Source organism: Mesorhizobium sp. 10J20-29 (genome assembly GCF_054130485.1).
Genome location: NZ_CP199156.1, coordinates 184,457 through 206,679 on the forward strand (window position 1 = coordinate 184,457; position 22,223 = coordinate 206,679).

30 protein-coding genes and 1 tRNA gene are annotated in these 22,223 nt (G+C 63.1%); 17 read left to right on the plus strand and 14 right to left on the minus strand.

Going from position 1 to position 22,223, the window contains the following annotated elements:
* Positions 1–117 precede the first annotated feature (117 nt).
* Entirely contained in the window at positions 118–699 is a 582-nt protein-coding gene (locus tag ACT2BZ_RS00880; RefSeq protein WP_457938607.1) for a DUF1134 domain-containing protein, read from the minus strand.
* 326 nt (positions 700–1,025) lie between these two features.
* Between ACT2BZ_RS00880 and chpT the strand changes: the two genes are divergently transcribed.
* On the plus strand, positions 1,026–1,667 hold the full coding sequence (gene chpT / locus ACT2BZ_RS00885) for a histidine phosphotransferase ChpT (protein ID WP_457938609.1): 642 nt from the start codon (positions 1,026–1,028) through the stop codon (positions 1,665–1,667).
* A 156-nt stretch (positions 1,668–1,823) separates the two neighbouring features.
* Positions 1,824–2,192, plus strand: coding sequence for a response regulator (locus ACT2BZ_RS00890; RefSeq protein WP_457938610.1), 369 nt, complete (start codon positions 1,824–1,826; stop codon positions 2,190–2,192).
* Between the two features lie 136 nt (positions 2,193–2,328).
* Here ACT2BZ_RS00890 and ctrA read toward each other — a convergent pair whose 3' ends face one another.
* Entirely contained in the window at positions 2,329–3,024 is a 696-nt protein-coding gene (ctrA, locus tag ACT2BZ_RS00895; RefSeq protein WP_457938611.1) for a response regulator transcription factor CtrA, read from the minus strand.
* Between the two features lie 418 nt (positions 3,025–3,442).
* Between ctrA and ACT2BZ_RS00900 the strand changes: the two genes are divergently transcribed.
* Together ACT2BZ_RS00900 and ACT2BZ_RS00905 are read left to right on the plus strand one after the other, a co-directional pair.
* A complete protein-coding gene (locus ACT2BZ_RS00900; protein ID WP_457938612.1) occupies positions 3,443–3,820 on the plus strand; it encodes a flagellar export protein FliJ in 378 nt (125 codons plus the stop codon).
* 54 nt (positions 3,821–3,874) lie between these two features.
* Positions 3,875–4,327, plus strand: coding sequence for a paraquat-inducible protein A (locus ACT2BZ_RS00905; RefSeq protein WP_457938614.1), 453 nt, complete (start codon positions 3,875–3,877; stop codon positions 4,325–4,327).
* Positions 4,328–4,353: 26 nt separating this feature from the next.
* On the opposite strand, the gene sciP is transcribed toward ACT2BZ_RS00905, so the two are convergent.
* Entirely contained in the window at positions 4,354–4,629 is a 276-nt protein-coding gene (gene sciP, locus ACT2BZ_RS00910; protein WP_023679563.1) for a CtrA inhibitor SciP, read from the minus strand.
* Between the two features lie 251 nt (positions 4,630–4,880).
* Here sciP and mnmA point away from each other — a divergent pair, with 251 nt between their 5' ends.
* Positions 4,881–6,059, plus strand: coding sequence for a tRNA 2-thiouridine(34) synthase MnmA (gene mnmA, locus ACT2BZ_RS00915; RefSeq protein WP_457941439.1), 1,179 nt, complete (start codon positions 4,881–4,883; stop codon positions 6,057–6,059).
* A 62-nt stretch (positions 6,060–6,121) separates the two neighbouring features.
* On the opposite strand, the gene ACT2BZ_RS00920 is transcribed toward mnmA, so the two are convergent.
* On the minus strand, positions 6,122–7,075 hold the full coding sequence (locus tag ACT2BZ_RS00920; protein ID WP_457938616.1) for a Gfo/Idh/MocA family protein: 954 nt from the start codon (positions 7,073–7,075) through the stop codon (positions 6,122–6,124).
* Between the two features lie 231 nt (positions 7,076–7,306).
* Here ACT2BZ_RS00920 and ACT2BZ_RS00925 point away from each other — a divergent pair.
* A tRNA-Met gene (locus ACT2BZ_RS00925) sits at positions 7,307–7,383 on the plus strand.
* Positions 7,384–7,588: 205 nt separating this feature from the next.
* Here ACT2BZ_RS00925 and ACT2BZ_RS00930 read toward each other — a convergent pair.
* Positions 7,589–7,870: a hypothetical protein gene (locus tag ACT2BZ_RS00930; protein ID WP_457938617.1), complete on the minus strand. Its 282-nt coding sequence runs from the start codon at positions 7,868–7,870 to the stop codon at positions 7,589–7,591.
* A 100-nt stretch (positions 7,871–7,970) separates the two neighbouring features.
* On the opposite strand from ACT2BZ_RS00930, the gene ACT2BZ_RS00935 reads away from it, so the two are divergent.
* Positions 7,971–8,162 (plus strand): hypothetical protein, encoded by a 192-nt coding sequence (locus ACT2BZ_RS00935; RefSeq protein ID WP_457938619.1) that lies wholly within the window; start codon positions 7,971–7,973, stop codon positions 8,160–8,162.
* A gap of 82 nt (positions 8,163–8,244) precedes the next feature.
* On the opposite strand, the gene ACT2BZ_RS00940 is transcribed toward ACT2BZ_RS00935, so the two are convergent.
* A complete protein-coding gene (locus tag ACT2BZ_RS00940; protein ID WP_457938621.1) occupies positions 8,245–9,135 on the minus strand; it encodes a hypothetical protein in 891 nt (296 codons plus the stop codon).
* A 47-nt stretch (positions 9,136–9,182) separates the two neighbouring features.
* Positions 9,183–9,377, minus strand: coding sequence for a hypothetical protein (locus tag ACT2BZ_RS00945; protein WP_457938623.1), 195 nt, complete (start codon positions 9,375–9,377; stop codon positions 9,183–9,185).
* A gap of 63 nt (positions 9,378–9,440) precedes the next feature.
* On the opposite strand from ACT2BZ_RS00945, the gene ACT2BZ_RS00950 reads away from it, so the two are divergent.
* The gene (locus ACT2BZ_RS00950; RefSeq protein ID WP_457938624.1) at positions 9,441–9,641 is read left to right on the plus strand and encodes a CsbD family protein; all 201 of its coding nucleotides are present in this window, start codon (positions 9,441–9,443) and stop codon (positions 9,639–9,641) included.
* 79 nt (positions 9,642–9,720) lie between these two features.
* On the opposite strand, the gene ACT2BZ_RS00955 is transcribed toward ACT2BZ_RS00950, so the two are convergent.
* The gene (locus ACT2BZ_RS00955) at positions 9,721–10,119 is read right to left on the minus strand and encodes a hypothetical protein (protein WP_457938626.1); all 399 of its coding nucleotides are present in this window, start codon (positions 10,117–10,119) and stop codon (positions 9,721–9,723) included.
* Between the two features lie 494 nt (positions 10,120–10,613).
* Here ACT2BZ_RS00955 and ACT2BZ_RS00960 point away from each other — a divergent pair, with 494 nt between their 5' ends.
* Both ACT2BZ_RS00960 and ACT2BZ_RS00965 read left to right on the plus strand, forming a co-directional pair.
* Positions 10,614–11,321 (plus strand): helix-turn-helix transcriptional regulator, encoded by a 708-nt coding sequence (locus tag ACT2BZ_RS00960; RefSeq protein WP_457938627.1) that lies wholly within the window; start codon positions 10,614–10,616, stop codon positions 11,319–11,321.
* On the plus strand, positions 11,318–12,082 hold the full coding sequence (locus tag ACT2BZ_RS00965; RefSeq protein WP_457938629.1) for a helix-turn-helix transcriptional regulator: 765 nt from the start codon (positions 11,318–11,320) through the stop codon (positions 12,080–12,082). Before ACT2BZ_RS00960 ends, ACT2BZ_RS00965 begins: the two co-directional genes overlap by 4 nt.
* 13 nt (positions 12,083–12,095) lie before the next feature.
* Here ACT2BZ_RS00965 and ACT2BZ_RS00970 read toward each other — a convergent pair whose 3' ends face one another.
* Genes ACT2BZ_RS00970 through motA form a run of 6 tightly spaced genes read right to left on the minus strand, consistent with a single transcriptional unit; the run spans position 12,096 to position 16,982 of the window.
* On the minus strand, positions 12,096–12,548 hold the full coding sequence (locus ACT2BZ_RS00970) for a hypothetical protein (protein ID WP_457938631.1): 453 nt from the start codon (positions 12,546–12,548) through the stop codon (positions 12,096–12,098).
* Entirely contained in the window at positions 12,545–13,627 is a 1,083-nt protein-coding gene (gene flhB / locus ACT2BZ_RS00975; RefSeq protein ID WP_457938633.1) for a flagellar biosynthesis protein FlhB, read from the minus strand. Before flhB ends, ACT2BZ_RS00970 begins: the two co-directional genes overlap by 4 nt.
* Before the next feature lie 5 nt (positions 13,628–13,632).
* Complete coding sequence (locus tag ACT2BZ_RS00980) at positions 13,633–14,646, minus strand: FliG C-terminal domain-containing protein (RefSeq protein ID WP_457938634.1); 1,014 nt, start codon at positions 14,644–14,646, stop codon at positions 13,633–13,635.
* Between the two features lie 22 nt (positions 14,647–14,668).
* Positions 14,669–15,112, minus strand: coding sequence for a flagellar motor switch protein FliN (fliN, locus tag ACT2BZ_RS00985; RefSeq protein WP_457938636.1), 444 nt, complete (start codon positions 15,110–15,112; stop codon positions 14,669–14,671).
* 36 nt (positions 15,113–15,148) lie between these two features.
* On the minus strand, positions 15,149–16,072 hold the full coding sequence (locus ACT2BZ_RS00990; RefSeq protein WP_457938637.1) for a FliM/FliN family flagellar motor switch protein: 924 nt from the start codon (positions 16,070–16,072) through the stop codon (positions 15,149–15,151).
* A 31-nt stretch (positions 16,073–16,103) separates the two neighbouring features.
* Complete coding sequence (gene motA / locus ACT2BZ_RS00995) at positions 16,104–16,982, minus strand: flagellar motor stator protein MotA (protein ID WP_457938639.1); 879 nt, start codon at positions 16,980–16,982, stop codon at positions 16,104–16,106.
* Positions 16,983–17,131: 149 nt separating this feature from the next.
* Between motA and ACT2BZ_RS01000 the strand changes: the two genes are divergently transcribed.
* From ACT2BZ_RS01000 to ACT2BZ_RS01030, 7 genes are read left to right on the plus strand one after another with little or no spacing between them, the layout of a single operon-like run.
* Positions 17,132–18,253 carry a DUF1217 domain-containing protein gene (locus tag ACT2BZ_RS01000; protein ID WP_457938640.1) on the plus strand — a complete coding sequence of 374 codons (1,122 nt, stop codon included), beginning with the start codon at positions 17,132–17,134 and terminating at the stop codon, positions 18,251–18,253.
* Between the two features lie 8 nt (positions 18,254–18,261).
* The gene (gene flgF, locus ACT2BZ_RS01005; RefSeq protein WP_457941440.1) at positions 18,262–18,984 is read left to right on the plus strand and encodes a flagellar basal-body rod protein FlgF; all 723 of its coding nucleotides are present in this window, start codon (positions 18,262–18,264) and stop codon (positions 18,982–18,984) included.
* Between the two features lie 6 nt (positions 18,985–18,990).
* Complete coding sequence (gene fliI, locus ACT2BZ_RS01010) at positions 18,991–20,397, plus strand: flagellar protein export ATPase FliI (protein WP_457938641.1); 1,407 nt, start codon at positions 18,991–18,993, stop codon at positions 20,395–20,397.
* Positions 20,378–21,034, plus strand: coding sequence for a hypothetical protein (locus tag ACT2BZ_RS01015; RefSeq protein ID WP_457938643.1), 657 nt, complete (start codon positions 20,378–20,380; stop codon positions 21,032–21,034). The genes fliI and ACT2BZ_RS01015 overlap by 20 nt, the downstream gene beginning before the upstream one ends.
* 60 nt (positions 21,035–21,094) lie before the next feature.
* On the plus strand, positions 21,095–21,475 hold the full coding sequence (flgB, locus tag ACT2BZ_RS01020) for a flagellar basal body rod protein FlgB (protein ID WP_457938645.1): 381 nt from the start codon (positions 21,095–21,097) through the stop codon (positions 21,473–21,475).
* Positions 21,476–21,477: 2 nt separating this feature from the next.
* A complete protein-coding gene (gene flgC / locus ACT2BZ_RS01025; RefSeq protein WP_457938646.1) occupies positions 21,478–21,894 on the plus strand; it encodes a flagellar basal body rod protein FlgC in 417 nt (138 codons plus the stop codon).
* Positions 21,894–22,211: a flagellar hook-basal body complex protein FliE gene (locus ACT2BZ_RS01030; protein ID WP_457938648.1), complete on the plus strand. Its 318-nt coding sequence runs from the start codon at positions 21,894–21,896 to the stop codon at positions 22,209–22,211. The genes flgC and ACT2BZ_RS01030 overlap by 1 nt, the downstream gene beginning before the upstream one ends.
* Positions 22,212–22,223: the final 12 nt, after the last annotated feature.

The window sequence follows — 22,223 nt, forward strand, 5'->3', positions numbered from 1 at the left end:
AAATCCAGTGCCATGCTGAAACGCGATGGGCGCGAACCGTGCCGCACCCGCTCTTCTCTGAGCGAGCTGTTCAGCCTGGAGCGACAGCCATCCCGTTCTCCGAGGCGGCGTTTTGCCTCAGAACGGGTTCCATGTCGGCTTCTCGGTCAGCTTCAGATAGCCGACATTGACGCCTAGACGCGCACCGACACCGGTGCGTACCGGAACGAGCAGCATGTTGCCGTTCTTCAACACGTTGAAGCCGACGCCTGCCACCACATAGGCCGAGCCCGCCACGCCGCCGAACCTGTTGTAGAGGTTGGAAACATCGTCGAGATTGTAGACGAGGATCATGGTGCGCGAACCCTGCCCGCCGAAATCCCAGCCGAGCGAGGGTCCCTGCCAGAAGACTTTGTGGTCGCCGGCGTTCTTGGTGTAGAGCGTGCCCTCGCCGTAGGTCAGGCCCCCGACGATCGCGCCCGAGCCTTCTTCGCCGAGGACATAGCCGTTCGGCAGACCATAGGAGGAGAATATTTGCTCGATCACGCTGGCCAGCCCGCCTGACGTGGCGCCGAAGAAGCGATGGCCGGAATCGACGATCTCTTCAGCCGTGTAGGCCTGCGCGCGCGTCGGCGACGCAGACAGCGCCAGAATGCACGACAGCGCAAACAGTGACGCGATGAGCCGGAAAACGATCCGGTCGTTCAGTCGGGAAAACATGCTTCCAATCTCCGTCCGGGGAGCCGATTCGCCGACGCCATGCCCTGCTGCGGCTCTTGTGGCCGCTTGATCTCGGATCAGCCGCCAAACTAGGCCGCAATCCTTTTTCAACCATTAAGCATACCCGAAATCATGGCGGTTCAAGGGCCGTTCCCGGGCGATCGGCGCCAGGCCCCGCTGCCGGTGTTAGCAAGTCGTCGCCGATGGGCCGGGTTTCCTTGCCGCGACGCGGCGTGCTGTGTACCAAAGTATTCGCTGCAAGCCTTGATTCGCGGTTTGGGGAGGCGATCCGCGGCTTTCTTTGACCTCTAAGGGGACCATTGCGCATGTCAGAACTTTTCACCCTCACCGCACCCGACCTGGCCGCCCTTCTGTGCAGCCGCGTCTGCCACGACATCATCTCGCCGGTGGGCGCCATCAACAACGGTCTCGAGTTGCTGGACGAGGGTGGTGCCGACGAGGACGCCATGAGCCTGATCCGCCAGAGCGCGCGCAACGCGTCGGCAAGGCTGCAGTTTGCCCGCATCGCCTTCGGCGCAGCCGGTTCGGCCGGCATGCAGATCGATACCGGCGACGCCGAGGCCGTTACCACGGCTTTCATGCGCAACGAAAAGCCCGAGCTCGTCTGGAAAGGCGAACGCGCCCTGCTGCCCAAGAACCAGGTCAAGCTGTTGCTCAATCTGGTACTCGTGGCGCTCGCGGCCATACCGCGTGGCGGCAAGATCGTCATCTCGCTGGAGGACGTCCATACCCACCCGAAGTTCACGCTGTCCTCAAGCGGCCCGATGCTGCGCGTGCCACCGAAATTTCTCGAACTTCACTCCGGCCGCAAGCCCGAGGAAGCGATCGACGCGCATGCGGTGCAGCCCTACTACACGCTGCTCCTCGCCCATGAGGCGAACATGACCGTCTCGATCCACGCAAGCGCCGATGAAGTCGTACTGACAGCAGCGGCAACCCAGGCGTAGTATTGACGCCCGGTTATCGAATAAAGGCGCTACGGGCAGCGGGTTTCCGAAAATTTTACCTTACCGGTTTTATGGTTGTTCATACAGATGGGCTACCGTCCAGACTAATGACGCCCGAGCCTCTGGCCTAACGGGCGCGACCATGAGGACCGGATAATGAAGCGCTGCATGTTCGTCGACGACTCGGCTGTGATCAGGAAAGTCGCCAAGCGGATCTTGGGCGGCCCGGACCTGCAGATCATTGAGGCCTCGACGGGCTTCGACGCCATAGCGCTGTGCACCAATGACATGCCCGAGATCATCGTCGTCGACGGCGCTTTGCCCGACATGTCGGCGGTCGAGTTCATCCGTCGCGTTCGCGCCATCGAGACGCCGGTCAAGCCGCAGATCGCGATTTGCCTGACCGAGGTCGACATTGGCGCCATCATGCGTGCCAAGCGCGCCGGCGCCCAGGGTTATCTGCTTAAGCCGTTCAACCGGCCACAGCTGCTCGACCGTTTCCGCAGCCTGCAAGACGCAGCCTAGAGCCGCATCCCAGCAACCACTTCTTCCATTCCGACACGCTTCCCGGCACGTCGCGGCCATCCGCTGCGACCACGCTTCGCAAACAGCAAAAACCCGGCAGAGCCGGGTTGAAGCCTTTGAATCTTCCTGAGAACTATCAGGCGCTGACGCGAATTTCTTCCGGTTCCCGCAGCACATAGCCGCGTCCCCACACCGTCTCGATGTAGTTCTGTCCGCCGGATGCGGCATCGAGCTTCTTGCGCAGCTTGCAGATGAAGACGTCGATGATCTTCAGTTCCGGTTCGTCCATGCCGCCATACAGATGGTTGAGGAACATTTCTTTGGTGAGCGTAGTGCCCTTGCGCAGCGAGAGCAGCTCCAGCATCTGGTATTCCTTGCCGGTGAGGTGCACGCGCTGGCCGCCGACCTCGACCGTCTTGGCGTCGAGATTGACCACCAGGTCGCCAGTGGTGATGACCGACTGGGCGTGACCCTTCGACCGGCGCACGATGGCGTGAATTCGGGCGACGAGCTCGTCCTTGTGGAACGGCTTTGTCATGTAATCGTCGGCGCCAAAGCCCAGGCCGCGCACCTTGTCCTCGATGCCGGCCATGCCGGAAAGGATAAGAATTGGCGTCTTCACCTTTGAAAGGCGCAGTGTCCGCAAGACTTCATAGCCTGACATATCAGGCAAATTCAGATCCAGCAGAATGATATCATAGTCATAGAGCTTACCCAGATCGACGCCTTCTTCGCCCAGGTCCGTCGTATAGACATTAAAACTCTCCGACTTCAGCATCAACTCGATGCTTTGTGCGGTTGCACTGTCGTCTTCTATCAGCAGAACGCGCATGCTATTCCCCTTATCCTGCCGTCGGACCGATTTCGCGAGCCTTCCGGTACCGGAGCAGTGTGTGCCTGTTTCGCAGGCTGCCACCGAATGGTTAACAAAACCTAATCCCCCGCAGCTCGCGATAACAGATTCTTCAGCCCCAGCATATACCCTGTTGAATCTAAAGCGGATTCATTCCGCCATCTTCTTAACGTGCAACATTAACAATCCAAACTAACCAGCTCGGCGTACAATCTGCGCGTCACCCGGGATTTTTACCCCGCCTTAAGTCCTGACCCGTATGATTAACAATGCGCGTAAACGAATGGTTACCGGGGCCGAAAAATCTTAGGAGTCTGTTTCCTATGATGCCGGCCGCTTCGATTAACCGCGTAGTGGTAGTGAGTATGAGTATCTGCGTATCCGGGAGTTTCAGACGATGAAAACACGTGAGAACCTGGTTCGGCTGAAACAGTTTCAGGTGAACGACAAGCGGAGGCAGCTTCTGCAACTCGACATGATGATTGCCGAGTTCGAGCGCATGGCGGGTGAACTGGAGGTCCAGATCCTCGCCGAGGAAAAGAAGGCCGGCATTACCGACATCACCCATTTTGCCTATCCGACCTTCGCAAAGGCGGCCCGCCTGCGGCGCGACAACCTGAAAAATTCACAGCATGATCTCCTGCAGCAGAGGAACGCTGCCGAATCATTACTAGCCGAAGCTGAAGCGGAGCTTTCCAAGGCGGAGATGCTCGAGTCGCGTGACGCCAAGAATCGCGACCACGACAGCGGCGCGCGCAGCGCCATGATCGGCTAGCGGCAACCCGCCCCTCCACTTTCGCGGGACCGCCTGATCGGCTAAGGCTCGGCCATGCGCCTTGCTTTCCCGCTCGTCCTGTTTCTGGCAACCTTCTGTCTTGCGCTCGGCATCGTGCTGCCATTGGTGCGCATCGAACGATTGTTCGTATTTTCCGACCAGCCCTCGCTGATCGCCATGATCGCGGGCCTGTGGATTGAGGGCGACCGGCTGCTCTCGGCCTTGATCGCATTGTTTTCGGTGATTTTTCCCTGCACCAAGCTCTGCCTGCTGCATCTTGCCGCCCATGGCAGCGAGGGCCAGGGCGCGCGCGTTCCGGCCTGGGTCAGGGGCATGGCAAACTGGTCCATGCTCGACGTCGTGCTGGTGGCCCTGGTTATCTTCGCGGCCAAGACCAGCGGCCTCGCGACCGCCTTCACGATGCCTGGCCTTTGGTTCTTCGCCGCCTCGGCGGGTCTAACCGCCGCGGCGTCGCAGATGGCCAGGCGGCCGGGTCATGCTTCCTAGGAGATCGGGACGGCGTCCCGCGGGTGTCAGTGGCGGTATTGCTGGATGCGCGTGGTGCGCAGGCCGGCCAGGCCGTATTCGTCGATCGAGGCCTGCCACGACAGAAACTCTTCCGTCGTCAGCTTGTAGCGCTGGCAAGCTTCTTCGAGGCTGAGCAATCCGCCCCTGACGGCAGCCACCACTTCTGCCTTGCGCCGGATAACCCAGCGCCGGGTGTTGGTTGGCGGCAGGTCCGCAATTGTCAGCGGGCTGCCGTCCGGCCCAATCACATATTTGACGCGAGGTCTAATCAGATCGGTCATCGTACTCTCTACACAACCACAAAACTCTAAGACGCAATCGAAGTCACATTACCGCCACAGCTTTAAAAATTGCCTAAGCGAGCCCTAATGGATAAGTAACGATCCTGAATCCCCCGTTAGTAAATTCACCGGCAGTTTAACCGTCCCGGCTTTCGGCCGCCAAAATCTGTCCGGCTGGCAACCGGGCGCGGCCTGTCCTATATTCGGCCGGACGGGCTCAAAGCCCATGAACAATGCGGAATGTCATGCAGATCAACAGCCTAGACCTGCCAGGAAGGCCCGAGGACACGCGAGTCGTGGTTGCCATGTCGGGCGGCGTCGATTCCTCTGTCGTCGCCGGCATCCTGAAGCGTGAGGGCTATGACGTCGTCGGCATGACGCTGCAGCTTTACGATCATGGCGCCGCCACCCACCGCACAGGGTCGTGTTGCGCGGGCCGCGACATCGACGATGCAAGGCGCGTGGCCGAGAAGCTCGGCATTCCGCACTACGTGCTGAACTACGAGGAACGCTTCCGCAAGGCGGTGATCGATACGTTCGCCCAGAGCTATGTTGCCGGCGAGACTCCCATCCCCTGCGTTTCCTGCAACCAGACCGTCAAATTCGCCGACCTCCTGACCACCGCGCAGGAACTTGGCGCGGCAGCACTCGCCACCGGCCACTATATCCGCTCGCGGCAGAACGGCGCGCACCGGGCGCTCTACCGTCCCGTCGATTCCGACAGGGACCAGAGCTACTTCCTGTTCGCCACCACCCAGGAGCAGGTCGACTATCTGCGCTTTCCGCTCGGCGGCATGCCCAAGCCGCAGGTGCGCGCCATTGCCGAGGAAATGGGGCTGGTCGTCGCCGACAAGGCCGACAGCCAGGACATCTGCTTCGTGCCGCAGGGAAAATACGCCGACATCATCGCCAAGCTGCAGCCGGCCGCCGTCACTCCCGGCGACATCGTCCACATAGACGGCCGCACGCTCGGCCGCCATGAAGGCATTCTGCGCTACACGGTCGGCCAGCGGCGCGGCATCGGCGTCTCGGCTGGCGAGCCGCTCTATGTCGTGCATCTCGATGCCGAGCGGGCCCGCGTCATCGTCGGTCCGCGCGAGGCGCTGGAGACCCGCAAGGTTTTCCTGCGCGACGTCAACTGGCTGGGCGACGGTTCGCTCGATGCCATCCCGGCCGACGGGTTAGAACTCTTCGCCAAGGTGCGCTCGACCCGGCCTCCGCGCCCGGTCATCCTGCACCATGGCGACGGCGCGACCTGGGTGGAGCTCAGCGAAGGCGAATCCGGCATCGCGCCGGGCCAGGCCTGCGTCCTCTACGCCGGCGAGGAGAATGATGCCCGCGTGCTCGGCGGCGGCTTCATCGAGCGCTCCGAGCGCGGCAGGGAAGCCGAGGCGATGCTGTCGAAGCTTGCAGGCATTCCCGCGGAATAGCCTTTCCCGCGTTTTACCACCTGCGAAGCGTTTCGCGATGGCCGGCCAAACGTTCTCGCCCTTCAGGAGTGGCCGACCGTCCCGGCCGTCAGGATGCGCAGCACGGCGACCGCTTCCTCGCCGCTGGTGCGCGGCGCTGATCGCGTCTTCATGCAGGACAGGAAGTGCTCCAGCTCACGCGTCAGCGGCATGCCCTGCTCGACCTCGACATAGGACGGCTCATTGTTGGTGAAGGCCCACTGGCCGCTGTCCTGCCATACCGCGTGGCGGTAGACGGCGAGCTTCTTCTCCCACGGCTCGACGTCGTCGAACACCGCCATCGACTTGGTACCCACGACGGTGAGGCGCCGTTCGCGGTAGGGGTTGAGGCGCGAGGTGAAGAGATGGCTGCGCATGCCGTTGGGAAACCGCATGTGCAGATGCGCGAAGTCGGACAGGTGGTCGAGCAGCGCCGCGCCCTCGCCGCGCACCTCGATCGGCTCGCTGCCGGTTATCGCCAGGATCATCGACAGGTCGTGCGGCGCCAGATCCCACAGCGCGTCGTTCTCGGTGTGGAACTTGCCGAGCCCCAGCCGGTGCGAATGGATGTACTTGACCTCGCCGAGTTCGCCGGCGTCGATCAGTTCCTTCAGCCGCTCGAAGGCCGGGTGGAAGCGCAAGACGTGGCCGACCATGAAGACGCGCTTGTTGGCGTTGGCCGCGGCAACCGCCCGTTCTCCGTCTGCGACGGTCAGCGCGATAGGCTTCTCGACAAGCACGTCCTTGCCGGCCTCAACGGCGCGGATCGCGAGATCGGCGTGATACTGCGGCGGCAGCGCCATGACGATCCCGTCGACATCCTCACGCGAAAACAGTTCGTCAGGACTGATGGCAAGGCAGGACTGCTCGCTGGCAAAGCCTTCCGCACGCGCGCCATTAGCGTCGGACACGGCGTGCAGCGCGCCGAGTGCCTTCAGGGTGCGGATATGGTTGGAGCCCCAGTACCCGCATCCAAGGACTGCAATACGCGGTTTCATCAATTGCCAACTCAGGATTATGCTGCGGACACATAAAGGCGCGGGGCCGCTAACTCAAGCCCACCGTGGCAGCCGGACCGCTCCCGGTCGATTTGCCGCGCAAAGTGATGACTGCATCGCCGTTGCGCGCTTGACAGGCTCGCCGCTCCGCCACTATATCCGCCCGACCTTGGCGAACGCCTCGACATGCCCCCTCCACCTTGGGATGCGTTTCGGGCCTTCCGCCGCCCTGGCGGGGTAGCTCAGTTGGTTAGAGCACGGGAATCATAATCCTGGGGTCGGGGGTTCAAGTCCCTCTCCCGCTACCACTTCTCACAACAATACCTTGCGTCTTGCGCCGCTTGCTCGTTCCCCGGATCGGGCACGGTCGTCATCGGCCAAGATTCGCATACCTCAGTCTTCCTACGCGGTGAGAGCCCGCTCAAGTGAGGCGCCAACTAGCTGTAGTTCCGACAGGGTAATCATAACTTCACCCGACAGTGTTCGACAGACTACGGCCGGCTCTCTGTATTCTCACGGATTTCCCCTAGCTGAAGCCAACCCGTGAGCAATCGAGTTCCGTGTTACGGAAATGCGCGCGATCTCATCGTACAACGCGAGGAATTCCGGCGTGGGATCCTCCGCACCAAGCCACCGGCGAAAGATCGGATCCTTCGATGGCTTCGTCGTTGACGGCTCGATCTCCGTGAGACGCACCTTGATGGCCTCCTCGAGCCAGCCCCAGGCAAGAAGCAATTGGCCGACAGCGGCCAGCAGGTCACGCAAGTCACGTCCTGGGGTTTCTCGCTCGCTCATCTTGGTCCGTTCCACCGGGCGCAGTATTGTGCGCGTCGGCGAACAATTTGCATCGACGGGTGATGTACCGATTGTCGATGCCCTCTCGAGGGGGCGGCAGATGGACACAAGGCAACTCAGGGAAGTCGGCAGGCGGGCCGGCAAGGCGGCGGAGCAGCGCCAGCTTCTGGAAACCGGCCGAGCTTCGGCCGGCAGGGCCAGGCATCTCTTTCTGCGCTACACCCTGTTGGCCGGCGCTGTACTCATAGTGATCGCCGGGCTCTGGCTCGTGGTTTCCATGCTTGCAAATTGATGCCAGTTCGGGGCCGTCTGCGGCAAACAGAAAGACCCGCTGCCGGAGCAGCGGGTCTTAGCGATTCACACGCGAGGCGAATTTACCAGGGCCTGTACCAGCCGGCCACCATGACCTGCTTGTCGCGATGGTTGCCGCCCAGAGTAGCGCCGAAATAGGCGCCGATGGCACTGGCAAACAGCGAAGCAGCTGTCAGGAAGGCTGCGATCAACCCGACACGACGGGCAGTTTCGGCCGCTTCCTCGGCTACTGCGCGAGCCTGCTGAGCCTGTGCCCAGGTCTCGTCGACACGCGCCTGTGCCTCTTCCTGCGTCAGGCCGGAGCGTGCGGCCACGATGCTGGCGAGATACTGCCTGTCGGCGTCCGCAAGCTCGTCGTCTTCAAGCGCGCCGGCGATGATACGGCCAACCTCACCGCGGTTATCGGCGGTTGTCGGCTGGGCCGTAGCATTCGTCGAGCGAAGCAGCCGATCAACCAGAAGGCTGTCGCCCTCGCCGAGCATTTCGTCGGCATTGCCGGCCGCACCCGCTGCCGCACCGGCGGCGACCGTGCTTGCCGCGCCCGTCGCAGTCGCTACCACGGCCGATATGCCGGAGAATGCGATCAGCGCCCCCAGCAGAACGCAAACGGCCCACATGATCAGCCCGTGCGAGCCGTCGCGTATGTCTGATTCATATTCGGTAGCGTCGTAGTTGCGCCGGCGCATGCGGCCGGTCAGGTAGCCACCCGCCATGAAGCTGGAAATCTGCACCCAGAGCATCCAGAGCGCAGCGGCAATGGCGAACCAGAACAGCGTCATTCCGCGTCCCTCGTAGGCCGAGGTAAGCGTCAGGCCGATCGCTGAGCCGAATGTCATGAGAACAAAGGAAATTGCTGTTGCCAGCACCGTGCCGGCGATGATTGCCGGCCAGTCGATATAGGAATGGTCGCTGTCGCCTGTGGCGAGGACCGTGCGGTCTTCGGCTAGTGCCATGTGGTGCCCTCCTGAAAAATGCGCTGGGTTGAAATGGTTGTTCGCGTTCAGCGCAGCCCGAACAGGGAAAGCACCGCCATGATGACCACGATCAGGCCGACGATATAGATAATGCCATGCATAGTTTTCTCCCGCGTTTTGAGTTGCGCTGGAATAAGCCGGATGTCGGCGAAAGGTTCCGGCAGGCGGACGGGCGTTTCTGGCCGAAACTCGCCTGAATGTGAAAAATTCCTCTGAACCATTCAGCACCCGCCGCGTTGAGGTGCGAGGCGAAAACAGCGCCTGAAACGTGAAAGGAAGAAGTCATGGATTGGAACCGCGTCGAAGGTAACTGGAAGCAGTTCAAGGGCAACGTGAAGGAGCAGTGGGGCAAGTTGACCGACGACGATCTCGACGAGATCGCCGGTCGCCGAGACCAGCTCGAAGGCAAGATTCAGGAGCGCTACGGCATCGAGAAGGACCGGGCCCGCCGCGATGTCGACGACTGGTTCGGCCGTCAGAACTGAGCCATCATACTGAAAAAAAGCCGCCTCTCTTCGAGGCGGCTTTTTTTGTGCCGTGTTGCCAGCTTGGCGTGGCGGCTATCTAGCGCTGCAGCTGCTGCGGCAGCGGCTCGCGCACCGCCGCTTCCTTCGGAAGACTGTCAAACGGTGGCATGTATTCCTTGCGCTCGTAGAGCTCGCGCGGCACCGCGCCCGTGCGGTGGCCGTAATCCACTTCGGCCCAGCCGTCGCTGGTACGATAGAGGCCGACTGCCGGTCTCGGCGTCGGTCGGTAGGGGCGCGCAGCGCCCGGCGCAGCCTTCTCGATCTCGACGCCGGTCCTGCGGAAGACCTCTTCCATCGACCCATAGGAAGCCACTTGGCGTGGCGCCAGCGCGGCTGTCCGGGTCAGCGCGTAAACGGTGCTGCCGCCCTCGGTTGCTGACCAAATGTGATAGTTTACGCACCTGTGGCGAACGACGCGGTCATAGACCCAATTCATGCTAGCCTTCACTCGTTGCGACCAGCCACCACCCGTCGCAACCATCTCCGTATTTCATGGCACCAGTATGGTGTGAATCAGATTCGCGCCGGCTTGGGTAGTGCATGTGCCGTCATTGCCGGTGCGTACTTCGCCCCGAAACGCTCTCGCCCACTCCACACACACAGAAATCGGGCTTGCCGGGCCCTGTGAGTCTCGTCGCGGAGTCGCCTTTCGATTTTTTGTCAATATGGGTTTGATGTCGGATTCGAGTGCAGGTAGATTAGACCCGAATCAGCCGCTGCTCGGGGGCGCGGCGAGCCACAAATGCCTGATGTTGCGGGGTTTTTCCGTAATGAGGCACGACGTGTTTCGTACGAGGCACCCGGATTCGGCCGATCGGCAGTAGCCGAGTCCGTAGACCGTGTTTTCCATTGTGATCGCGTATTTTCAGGTTCGTCCGCTGGCGTCGCCAGGGGTCGGGCACCCAGATTGATTCCGCCGAAAACGAGTTCATGACGAGCCTTGCCACCCAGATAGAACCGGACAGCTTTGCCGGCCGACTTTCGTCCAGGGGCGACCTCACGAGCTTTTTCATGACGTTGACCGCCGACATCGGCGCCGACGCCTACATGCTGGTCTCGATCCAGCACGACCAGGACCAGAACACGGCACGCATTCTTGCGTCCAACTGGATTCACGACGCCATTGAGCTGGTCGGCCACCGCCTGATCGCCAGCCTCGCCCAGGCACCCGCCGCGGCGCCCGGCGTCAAACCGCGCGGTGTTGCGCCTGCCGAGGCGCCAAGTGCCGCCTGCGTGATGAACGGCGAGGAGGCCAAGCTCCTCGACGTGCTCGGCCATTCGGAGATCTTCTCGCTCAGGCTTTATGTCGGCGGCCAGCGCTTCTTTCTTCTCTTCTCGGCCGCCGAGACCGGCCGGATCGCGCAGGACATGCTGACCGGCGCCCAACTGCGCTGCTGTTACGCGCTGTCGCAACTGCCCGCCCTGTTCGGCGCGGCAACCGCGCAGGACCGTCTGTCGGAGCGTCAGCGCGAGTGTCTGGTATGGGTTGCCGAAGGCAAGACCACCGACGAAGTCGCGCTCATTCTGGGCGTCTCCAGCAACACCGTCAGCAACTACATCACCCACGCGATCCACAAACTGTCGGCCAACAATCGTGCCATGGCGATAGCGACCGCGATCAGGAGCGGCATCATTTGACCGATCCGGCCGAAAACGCGTCGCAAGGCGGCGACCCAATCGGCGAGCACCGCAATCCCTTCGGAGCATTCTCGCCGGGCGTGGAGCCTTTCCATCCCGTCACCGTGCCGGACGCCGTGCGCCGCTGCCGCTGGATCGCCGTCGACATCAACGCCGTGGCCTTCAGCGTCTTCCTGATCGGTCCGTCGCTGGACCGGCACTTTCTTGCGCCCTGCTTCGATTCTGCATACCCGTCGCTCGCACCGGATACCGAACTGATCCAGGGCAACGACCGCTCCGGCATCGTCAAGCACGCGCGCACCTCGACAGTCCCCTGCTGGTGGAGCGACGGCACGCCGGCCCGCGAACAGCAGGCAAAGCCAGGCTGGTGCAAGCAGATCGAGCCGCTGTCACCCGGCACGTCGGGAATGGCCTTCCCCGTGCATGCCGACCGTGGATGCGGACTGGTCATGTTCTTCGGGCCGGATATCACGCTCGAACTTCCCGCCCTGTTCGACATCCACGCCCGCTGCTTCGCCCTCTTCGAGGCCGTCACCCGCATCAGGCGCAGCGAAAGCGCGCGTGTCCCGCTGATCTCGAAGCGCGAACTCGAATGCCTGAAGCTCACCGCCAACGGCTATACCAGCGATGAGATCGCCAGGCTGCTCAAGCTGTCGGTCCACACCGCCAACCAGTATCTTTCCAACACCACGCAGAAGCTCGATGCCGTCAACCGCATGCACGCGGTGGCCAAGGCCCTGCGCATGGGCCTGATCGACTAGGCGCTTGTCCGGGCTATCCGAGGTCGGCCGGCTCCGTCCTGCGCGGCTCCGTCTTGCGGATGCGCGCTCGCTCGAGCGACGAGCGCAGGAAGGCCGTGTTGGCGTGCGGATCGGGGTCGGGCCTTTCGAAGGCCACGTAGTTCACCTCGATCGACGCGGCATGGGCGTCGAGCGATAGCGCGAAGTAGACGCAGGCACCCGAGGGCCGCAGTTCGAGGTCGAGCACGATCCGCGCGGTTTCCGTCCAGGTGACATGCGCCTCGCCGCCATGGCCGAGCCTGAGCGTTCCCGGCATCAGGAACATCTCGGCCGCCGAGTCGACGATGTCGGAGATGGTCGCGAAATGCTCCAGCCGGATGAAGGCGATGTAGTCGGCCACGTCGACCAGACGCAGCTCGCTGACGACTTCCTTGATGGCTTCGGCGACGATCATTTCGCGCGGCGCGGCGTGCGGCTGTCGGATCATGAAAGCTCTTTGCGCTTGGGCTTGCTGGAATAGACGATACGAACCAGTTCTGCGACGGCCTGGTAGAATTGAGCTGGTATCACGCTATCGACCGAAACTTGCTTGTACATGGAACGGGCGAGCGCCACGTCCTCGAACACCGGGATATTATTCGCCTCCGCGATCTCCCTGATCTTCAGCGCCACGAGATCCTGGCCCTTCGCCAGCACCAGCGGCGCACTGTCTTCGTCGCGTACGTATTTCAGGGCGATCGCGTAGTGGGTTGGGTTGGCGATCACCAGCGTGGCGCGCGGCACCGCCGTTATCATGCGCTTGCGGGCCCGGTCGCGTTGCAGCGACCTGAGGCGCGCTTTGACGATCGGGTCGCCTTCCGACTGCTTGTTCTCGTCCTTGACCTCCTGCTTCGTCATCCGCAGGTCCTGCTTCCAGTGAAAGCGTGACCAGACGAGATCGACGGCCGCGATCAGCGCCATCACGAGCACGATCGACAGGATGATCGAAATCGCCATCTCGCGGATGACGTGTGAGAAGTCGGCAGTCTGCGTCAGCATGCCCGAAAGGAAGCGCCGGTGGCTGTCCGAAAGGGTGAACACCAGGACGGCCGCGGCGAAAGTGAGCTTGCCGAGAGACTTCAGGAATTCGGCAAAGCCCTGCGCGCCGAAGAGCCGGTTCCAACCCTTGGAGATCGAGATACGCGATGCCTGTGGGCGGATGCGTTCGCCGACGAATTGCGGCAGGTTCTGGAACGCCGATGCGCCGACGCCGGCCACCACCAGCAGGATCAGCAGCGCCGCCACCGCCTTGCCTATCTCGAGCGTCACGATGCGCGACAGGGCCACCACGTCGTCCACCGTGGCCATCGGCCACGCGTCGGGCTTTTCGAGGAAGATCGCCAGGAAGCTGCCAACACTGGCAATCGTATCGCCGGCGAAAAAGACGGCGAAGACCAGGATTGCCACGAAGGAACAGAGGATCGTCGTCTCACGCGAATGAGGCAGCTTGCCCTTTTCGACCGTGTCGCGGATCTTCTTCTCGGTGGCTTCCTCTGTTTTGCTGTCTTTATCGTCGGACTCGGCCATTCCCGTCAGGCCGCCGCACTCTGCATGGTCGGCAGCTCAAACGCGCCCTCGCGCGCCATGCGGATGGCAGCGGCGGCGATTGCCTTGCGGGCCCGCACGATGTCGGTGGCTGCAATGCCGTCCGCACCCTGCGCGAGTTCGGACTCGACCATGCGCCGCGAGCGCGCGCCGATCGACGACAGCACGGCCTCGGCCAGCGCGGCCTGCGAATTGCGCAGCGCCAGCGTCACCAGTTCGGTCGACACGCTGTCGAACAGCGCCACACGGGCCTTCTGGGTCAGCAGCAGCACGTCCTCGAAGGCGAACAACCGCGCCTTCAACTCGGCGAGGTCCGGTGTGCCCGACTTCTCGAGATCTTCCATCATCTCGTCGAGCTGTTCCTTCTCGAGTTCGTTGAGCACGCTGGCGACGCGAATCTGGCCGGCTGACGTGTCGCGTGTCGAGCTCTCGGCGAGCAGGCGGCTGCGCAACTGGTTCTCGACGATGCGGGTTGCGGCCTCCGGGATCTTGGCCATCGACATCATGCGCTTGACGATTTCGCTGCGCACCGATTTCTCCAGTGTCAGCAGGGCCGCGGCCGCCGCCGCAGGTGAAAGGTTGGACAGCACCAATGCTGCGGTTTGCGGATGCTCCTCGGTCAGGAACGTGCCGAGCCTTGCCGGCTCGACCTGCTCGATCTGCGGCCAGACCGGCGGCGGACCGCTCGGCTCCACGGACTCTTCCCCGGTGCCCATCAGGGCGCTCATTTCTTCCGGCGACAGCGATTCCGTGAGGATGGTGTCCATCCGGTCGGCGGAGTCCAGCAGACCGGCGCCCTCCGTGAATTCCGCCTCGAACTCGGCGACGATCTTCTCGAGGTCCGCCTGATCGATGGTGCGCAGAAGCCGCGCTCCCTCGATCAGCGCCTTGAGTTCTTCCTGCTTGAAGAAGCGCAGCAGCTTGCTGGCCGAAGGCTTGCCCATTGCAACGAGAATGGCTGCAGCCTTCTGCGTGCGGGTCATGTTCGCGGCGGTGCTCATCTCGGCTTCTTCCACGCGAACCTCATCCGGCAGGTTTCGCCGAAGCGATGATTTCAGTCAGCTTGATGCCGAAGCGCGAGGAATCGCCTTCGAGCACGGTGATTTCGCCGCGCGCGATCCGGCGTCCGTTGACCACCACGTCGACCGGTTCGCCAATCCGCCTGTTGAGCGACACGGTAGACCCCTTCTGCAGCGCCATCAGGTCCGAAACGGGCATTTCCGTGCTGCCGAGCACGATCTGCACCTCGACGGGAATGTTCATGATCAGCGCCGAATTCATGCCGCCTGGCGCGGTAGCGACGCCCTCGGAAGCCGCACTCGGTTTCGCGGGTGTGGCCGCAGCAGCCGCGGGCTTGCTGCCGGGATCCTTGTCGTCCTCGTGCAGGGCCCCCCGCAGCTCTTCGATCGCGCGGTTCAGCTCGTCGTTCGGAGAGGCCTTTTCGGCTGCCGGGCTGGTCTGTGTCATCGATCTTCTCCGGTTCTTCCCGAGCCGCTCGGCGCCCTAGGCGCTGAGCAGTCCTTCCATGAGTTCCTGCCCGGCATCGAAGGGATGCCTGATGCGAACGGTATAATTCTTTCCGAGCTTGCCGAATTCGCAGACGTAGAGCGGCTTCTGCCGCGCCGACAGCATCGCCTTGGATTGCGCCAGCTGCTCGATCTCGATCACCTGCCCCTCATGCAACTGGGCAACCTCGCCGAGCGTCATGCTGGCGAGAGGCATCGTCGCCTCGAGTTCGACGGCCGACCGCATCACCTCGTCGCTGAAGCGCTGCCGCCACTGGCCGGGTGCGGCGTCGTCATTGCCGCCACGATGCTTCAGCAGGACACGTTGCGGCATGGTCAGCGCAAACGTCCCGGAGCCTGCCGGCATCGACATGCAGAAGACTGCACGGACACCCGGGCCATCCCGGATGACATGCTTCTCGAGCTCGACTCCGCTCATTGCCGGCGACAGCGGCATCTTGAATTCGAAGGCCCGCTCACCCGAGCCGTTCATCGCCTTGGCAATCGCTTCGAAGAACAGCGTCGCCACCTCGGTCTCGGTCGGCGACAGCGGCCGCGAGATCGGTGCGACCTTGGCATCGGGATCGCCGCCGAAGAAGGCGCTGACGATCACCGCCACCGCATTGGCGTCGACCGACAGGATCATCGCGTCGGGGGACGATGCCGACGCCGCGACTGTCATCGCGTGGCCCTTGCCCTTTGGGCGGGCGTCCGCGAAACGCGTCAGTTCCACTGTCTTCAGCTCGATGGCGACGGTCAGCGACAGCGATTCCGTCAGGCCCTCGATGATTGCAGGAACCGCCCTTTCGGCGAGTTTGCGGGCGGATTCGGTTACATGATCCGGCTCGCCGGTTTCGCCGACCAGGCGCTCGATGATGTAGGCGCGCATGTCGGCGGGACTGGTGGGGACTGGTCCAGCCATGTCAGCGAATTGTCCTGCTGGTGCGCATGGCTCAGGCAGCCTTTTCTGCCGGCGCCGCGCCGCTGCTCATCGTGCTCTGCTCGACCGAATCGATCGACGGCCGGTCGTAGGCGGAAATCGTCTTGCGGCCGAACTCGATCGCTACCTGCGGCAGCGAGCCGTTCATGTAGGCAAGCAGCGTCTGCTTGACGATGATGTATAGCCTGTTCTGCTTTTCGCGCACCGACTTCACCTTGGTCGCCAGCGGGCCGACAACGCAGTAGGACATGAAGATGCCGAGGAAGGTGCCGACGAGAGCGGCGCCGATCAGGCCGCCCAGAATCTCGGGCGACTGGTCGAGTGCGCCCATCGCCTTCACGACGCCGAGCACGGCGGCCACGATGCCGATGGCCGGGAAGCCGTCGCCCATCGCGGTAAGCGCGTGATAGCACTTCAGCTTGTCGGTGCGGATCGTCTGGATCTCTTCGTCCATCAGCGCCTCGATCTCGTGCGAGCGGGCATTGCCGATGATGATGATGCGGCAGTAATCGCAAATGAAATGTGTAAGGTCGTGGTTCTTCAGGACCGTGGGGAACGCCTGGAAGATCGTCGACTCGTCAGCATTGTCGATATGGGCCTCGACCTCGCTGCGCGACTTGGTTTTCAGTTCCCGCATTAGCGAATGCAGGACCCCGAGCGTTTCCAGGTAGTTCTGCTCCTTCGGCACCGCATTCTTGAAGGCTTCGAGGGTGGCCTTCCCGGTATCCTTCACCACCTTCATCGGGTTGGCGATCAGGAACGAACCGAGCGCGGCGCCGCAGATGATGACGACTTCCCAGGGCTGGATGAGCACCTCGATGTGTCCGCCCATGGCCATGAAGCCGCCGAGGACGCAGCCGAGCGTTACAACGAATCCGATCAGGATGCTCAATGCACGTGTCCTTCCAAGACGCAACGATGCGACCAGAGGTACAAGCCGTGCCTTGTGTGAGGCTTGAATCGGAGCCGCCTCGCACCATTAAGCTTCGCGCAAGCAAACGCGCCTAGTTTCGGCTCCTGATCAGGTCGGGAACCACGCCCTTGCTAAGCACCTATCTCAGCTACCAGCTCATCGCGAGGGACCTGCCGAAGGCCATCGAGCGCGTTGGCGACCAGCCGGTCATCGATCGCGAGACCAAATATTACCAGGAGAACATCACCAAGGTTACGTCCATCGACGAGTTCGTGAAGGACGACCGTCTGTTCCGCTATGCCATGAAGGCGCACGGCCTCGAGGACATGGCCTATGCCAAGGCCTTCATGGTCAAGGCCCTGAAGGAAGGCGTCTCCGACCCCGACAGCTTCGCCAACAAGCTCTCCGACAAGCGCTACGCCGAGTTTGTCACGACATTCAATTTCGCGGCGCGCGGCACTCTCGCCACGGTCTACAACAAGGCGCAGCACGAGACGCCGGCCAACTACGCCCTGCAGGCCGAAATCGCCGGCATCCCGCGCGATTCCGAATTCGTGAAGACCGAGACCAACTACTACCTTTCCAACATCGGCAAGGTGAAGTCCGTCAAGGAGTTCATGTCCGACTATCGGCTGCTGACCTACGCCATGGCGGCCTACGAACTCGATTCCTCGACGGAGGACATGGACCAGATCGAGAAGCTTCTGGATGGCGGTACGCGCGACCCCGACAGCCCCGCCAACAAGTCGGACAACCTGAACTACAAGGCCTTCGTCGCTGCCTTCGACTTCGAGGGCATGGGCGAGACGGCGACCACCTACAGCCGCGCCCAGCAACCCGCCGTCGACAAGTATCTGCGCCAGACCCTGGAAGAGAATGCCGGCGAGCAGAACGAGGGCGTCCGCCTGGCGCTCTATTTCGAGCGCAAGGGTCCGAGCCTGACGTCGTTCTACGAGGTTCTCGCCGATCCCGCGCTTGCGCGCGTCATCCGTACCGCCCTGTCGCTGCCCGACGCCTTCGCCTCGGCCGACATCGACAAGCAGGTCAAGTTCTTCGAACAGAAATTCAACATCGAGGATTTCTCCGACCCCGAAAAGCTGGGGGAATTCCTGACCCGCTTCACCAGCCTGTGGGAGATTAACAATCCCACCTCTCCGGCGCTCACCTCGGCGAGCATCCTGTTCAGCCAGCCGGTCGAGTTCGGCATTTCCACCGATGCGCTTTTCGCGATCCAGTCAATGAAGAGATAGCCATGGCAATGCAGGACGGGCTCTATGTGGCCCTGTCATCCCAGATCGCGCTCGAGCGCCGCCTGGAAACGATCGCCGACAATGTCGCCAACAGCTCGACCGTCGGCTTCCGCGCCACGGGCGTCAAGTTCGAGGACGTCGTCTCGGGTCTGGGCGACAAGTCGATCTCCTTCGCCTCGTCGGGCGACACCTACATATCCAACACCAGCGGCCCGATGCGCGAGACCGGCAATCCGTTCGACTTTGCGATCCGGGGCGACGCCTGGTTCGGCATCGAGACCCCGGCCGGCACCGTGATGACCCGCGACGGGCGCTTCACCATGTCCGACGCCGGCCAGCTCGTCTCCATCGAGGGCTACAACGTGCTTGACGCTGGCGGCGCTCCGATCCAGCTCGATCCGCGCAACGGTCCGCCGACGGCGGGTGCCGACGGTACGCTTCGCCAGCGTGACCAGCAGGTCGGCGCTCTCGGTCTCTTCACCTTCGACCCGGGCGGCGAATTCGTCCGCTTCTCCAATTCCGGCATCGTCCCGGCCGGCGAGCCGGAGCCCATCGTCGACCGGCTCGATGCCGGCGTGGCGCAGGGCTTCCTGGAAGAATCCAACGTCAATCCGATGCTGGAGATGACGCGGCTGATCAAGGTTCAGCGCGCTTTCGAAAACGCGGCCGCCATGCTGCGCAGCACGGAATCGTCCTACACGGACGCCATCAAGACGCTCGGTTCCAAATAGCGCGCGATGACGATTACCCTGCCCACCGCGGCCTTTGCGCCCTCCAGGCCGCAGGACAATCCGCTCGAGGCGCTCGACCGCGCCTGGCGCCGCATCGTCGAGGACCGGACGCTGGTCCGGCGCGGCGGCCGCATCACCGAGGTCTCGCCGACGCACTACCGGGTGCGCGGCATTTCGAGCGTTGCCCGCCTGGGCGACATGGTCGAACACCGCAGCCACGCCGGCATCCGGCACGGCGAGATCGTTCAGATCTCGCCCGGCGAGGTTCTCGTCGCTCCCTATGAGCGCGCGGGCGACGCCGGCGTCTCCGACCCGGTCTTCAACCTTGGTCCCTTCAGCGTCCTGCCGCATGCCGGATGGCGCGGCCGCGCCATCGACGCCCTCGCGCGGCCGATCGACGGCGGGCCTCCCTTGCCGCAGGGCGATCCGCTCGACGCCGCGAGGGCGACACAGCCTTCCGCCCTCGCCCGCCAGCGCGTCGGCTCGTCCTTTCCGACCGGCGTCAGGGTCATCGATGTCTTCACGCCAATCTGCTTCGGCCAGCGGCTGGGCATTTTCGCCGGCTCCGGCGTCGGCAAGTCGACGCTTCTCGCCATGCTCGCCAGCGCCGAGGCCTTCGACACCGTTGTCGTCGCGCTGGTTGGCGAGCGCGGCCGCGAGGTGCGTGAATTCCTGGAGGACACCATCGGTCCCGCCTGCATGGCCAAGACCGTCGCCGTCGTCTCGACAAGCGACGAGAGCGCCATGATGCGCAAGCGCGCGCCCGACACAGCCATGCGCGTCGCCGAGCATTTCAGCATGAAGGGCGACCGCGTCCTGCTGGTTCTCGATTCCATCACCCGCTTCGCCCATGCGCTGCGCGAAGTCGCCACCGGCACCGGTGAGCCGCCGGTCGCGCGCGGCTACCCGGCCTCCGTCTTTACCGACCTGCCCAAGCTGCTCGAGCGCGCCGGGCCCGGCACCGAGGGCGCGACGGGATCTGTCACAGCGATCATTTCGGTGCTCATCGACGGCGACGACCACAACGACCCGGTCGCCGATTCCGTGCGCGGCATCCTCGACGGCCACGTGGTGCTCGACCGAACCATTGCCGAGCAGGGCCGCTATCCCCCGGTCAACCCGCTGGCGTCGATCTCGCGCCTCGCCTCCAAGGCCTGGAGCGAAGACCAGCGCAAGCTGGTGACGCAGTTGAAGGCGATGATTTCCCGCTACGAAGACACCCGCGATATCCGCCTGCTCGGCGCCTACCAGGCCGGCGCCGATCCGGACCTCGACGCTGCCGTCCGGCAGGTCCCGCTGATTTACGAGGCGATGACGCAGACGCCGCGCGACAAGCCTTCGGCCGACGCCTTCGCCGATCTCGCCCGCCATCTGAAAAACAGGGACAAGCAGAATGCTGTTCAACCGGGCTGAAAGGCGCATGAAGGCTCTGGTCGAGAAGAACCGGCGCATAGCGCTCGGGGAACCTGAACCGGTGCGCCGCGGCATCTTCGGTCCATTTCGGCGCCAGCGCGTGCGCGTGCCCTTCACCGCCGAGCCGACCCCCTCGAAGCGCGACCGCCGCAGCGACCTGACAGTAGCGGCCCTCGGCATCACGCTCGGCCTGATCTGCGCCCTGTTTCCCTGGTACATCTTCTTCAACCAGGACGATTTTGGCGTGCGCGCCATGCGGTTCGAGGGCAGTGAGGGCGAGAGCGGCCCGATCCTGCTGGGTTCGCAGCCGCAGCGCATCGGCGCACCAGTGGCGGCCGTCGAAATCCCGCCGATGGAGCTCGACCTCCTCGCGACCGGCACGGCGACCAAGGATGCCGAAGAGGACGAGCACGGCACGCCCGGCCTGACCGCCCAGCCATTTCCTCCGCTGCCGGTTGACTTCCGGCTGGTCCACGTCGCCAACGGACGCGCCCTGATCGAGGACGGCAGCGGACTGTTTGTCGTCCAGCGCGGCTCGCTGCTGCCCGATTCCACCCGCGTCGAATCGATCGAGGAAAGCGACGGACACTGGAAGCTGGTGACCGACGCGGGACTGGTCATCGACCTCGCGCAGTAATCCACGCAAGGCCCACGCAAGACTGGTCTCCTATCTTCTGGGCACTGCCCGGAGATTGTCATGGAGCCTGTCAACCTTTTCCAACTTGCTGCACAGCAGTCGCGCTGGCTTGCCGTGCGCCAGTCTGCCGTTGCCGGCAACGTAGCGAACGCCAATACGCCCGGTTACGGGACGGTTGACGTCGAGCCGTTCGAGAAGGTGCTGGACAAGAGCTCTGTCACTCTGGCGGCAACCCAGGTCGGCCACATCATGGGCCGCACGACAGAATCCGGTTTTTCGCTGCGCCAGGAAGATGCCAACGAGTCCATGCTGCCTTCCAAGAACACCGTGGTACTCGAAAACGAGATGCTGAAGGCCGGCGAGATCCGCCGTGACTTCGAGCTCAACACGGCCATCGTCAAGGCGTTTCACCGCATGATCATGCTGAGCTCGAAGAGCTGACCATGGATCCGCTAGCCACAGCCCTCAAGGTCGCCTCTTCCGGTCTCAGCGCGCAGTCCGAGCGCCTCCGCGTCGTCTCCGAGAACCTTGCCAATGCCCAGTCGACGGGCGACGTACCTGGTTCCGATCCCTACCGCCGCAAGACCATCACCTTCGCCGCGGAGCTCGATCGCGCCAGCGGTGGTTCGCTGGTCGAAGTCGGCTCCATCGATCGTGACCGCACCGACTTTCCGATTGAATTCATGCCCGGCCACCAGGCCGCCGACGAGCGCGGCTACGTCAAGATGCCAAACGTGAACGTGCTGCTCGAAATGGCGGACATGAGCGAGGCCAATCGGTCCTACGAGGCCAATCTCCAGGTCATCAAGCAGGCTCGTGACCTGATCTCGATGACCATAGACCTGATGCGAGGCCAGTAATGATCGGTGCAGTCGGAGCGTTAGACTTCAAGTCGATCGGCGGCGCCTCGGGCGCCTCCGGCAGCAATATCGCCGGTGCCGCCGCGGGTGCCAGCCCGACGGCCTCCTTCGCTTCGGTTCTTTCCGACATGGCGTCGCGCACGGTCGAGACAATGAATAATGCCGAGCATGTTTCCATCAAGGCTTTGCAGGGCGATGCCGATCCCCGCGAAGTCGCCGATGCGGTGATGAGCGCGGAACAGTCACTGCAGGCGGCCGTCGCCATCCGCGACAAGATCATCAGCGCCTACATGGAAATCAGCCGGATGGCGATCTGAAGGGACCGATAA